General features: G+C 67.7%; 2 protein-coding genes. Both read left to right on the top strand.

From position 1 onward, the window contains the following. The first annotated feature begins 82 nt into the window (after positions 1–82). Positions 83–703, top strand: coding sequence for a LemA family protein (locus tag QRO93_RS21455; RefSeq protein ID WP_008266893.1), 621 nt, complete (start codon positions 83–85; stop codon positions 701–703). A gap of 3 nt (positions 704–706) precedes the next feature. Further along, a partial coding sequence (locus QRO93_RS21450) for a YgcG family protein (RefSeq protein ID WP_285304360.1) occupies positions 707–1460 on the top strand: 754 nt, incomplete at its 3' end.

The raw sequence follows: 1460 nt of genomic DNA, 5'->3' as shown, positions 1-1460 counted from the left end.
CCGCGGAGGGGGCCGCGCCCGATGGCCGACCTTCACCCGAACCATGGCATGCTCGGCGCCACGTCCACCCGGAACCTCCGCCATGCGCCTGTTCACCCGTATCCTGCCCCTGATGCTGCTGGCCTCCCTGCTCTCCGGCTGCGGCTACAACGCCATCCAGCAGAAGGATGAAGCGGTCAAGGCCAGCTGGTCGGAGGTCATCAACCAGTACAAGCGCCGCGCCGACCTGGTGCCCAACCTGGTGCAGACCGTGAAGGGCTTCGCCAGCCAGGAAGAGCGCGTGCTGACCGAAGTCACCAACGCCCGTTCGCGGGTCGGTCAGATCAACGTCAACGCCGACGACGAAGCCTCGCTCAAGCAGTTCCAGCAGGCCCAGGGCGAACTGGGCAGCGCGCTGTCGCGGCTGCTGGTGGTCACCGAAAACTATCCGCAGCTGAAGTCCGACCAGAACTTCCGCGACCTGCAGGCGCAGCTGGAAGGCACCGAGAACCGGGTCACCGTCGCCCGTGGCCGTTACATCCAGCAGGTGCAGGACTACAACACCTACATCCGCTCGTTCCCGCAGGTGATCACCGCCAAGATCTTCGGCTACAAGACCAAGCCGAACTTCACCGTGGACAACGAAGCGCAGATCTCCAGCGCGCCGGCGGTCGATTTCGGCAACGCGCCGCAGCAGCAGCCGGCACCGCAGCCGGGCCACTGACCGATGCGCCTGGCCACTGCGCTGCTGGCCCTGCTGCTGTGGCTGCCACTGGCGTCGCAGGCGCAGCAGTTGGCGCCGATTCCGGCGCTGGATTCGCCGGTGGTCGATACCACCGGCACGCTGGATACCGCGCAGCAGCAGGCGCTGGTGCAGCAGGCGACTGACCTGCAGCAGCGCAAGGGCAGCCAGCTGCAGGTGCTGGTCGTGCCCACCACCCAGCCGGAAGACATCGCGCAGTACACCACGCGCGTCTTCGACCAGTGGCAGATCGGCCGCAAGGGCGTGGATGACGGCGTGCTGCTGGTGGTCGCCAAGGATGACCGACGGGTACGCATCGAGCCCGGCTACGGCCTGGAGGGCGCGATTCCCGATGCCATCGCCAACCGGGTCATCCAGGAATACCTGGTGCCGCGCTTCCGCAGCGGTGACTATGCCGGTGGCATCACTGACGCCACCGGTGTGCTGGTCAAGCTGATCGATGGCGAGGACCTGCCGGCACCCGTCAGTGGCCAGCGTGGCGGCGAGCCCGACGGCGGTGGCAACACCTGGTTCCTTGCCCTGTTCATCGGTGTGTTCGCCGGCAGCATCCTGCGCGGGGTGTTCTCGCGCGTGCCGCGCCCGCTGCGTGGGCTGCTCGGTGGCGGGGGAGCGGCATTGGCGGCGTTCCTGTTCACCTCCACGCTGTTGGCCAGCGGCCTGGCCGGCATCGTTGGCCTGATTGTCGCCATGCTCTCCGGGCACCCGGGCCGCTTTGCCG

This window comes from Stenotrophomonas maltophilia group sp. Smal17, assembly GCF_030237045.1.
Classification (GTDB): Bacteria; Pseudomonadota; Gammaproteobacteria; order Xanthomonadales; family Xanthomonadaceae; genus Stenotrophomonas; species Stenotrophomonas forensis.
This window is presented reverse-complemented; position numbering and strand designations above follow the sequence as displayed.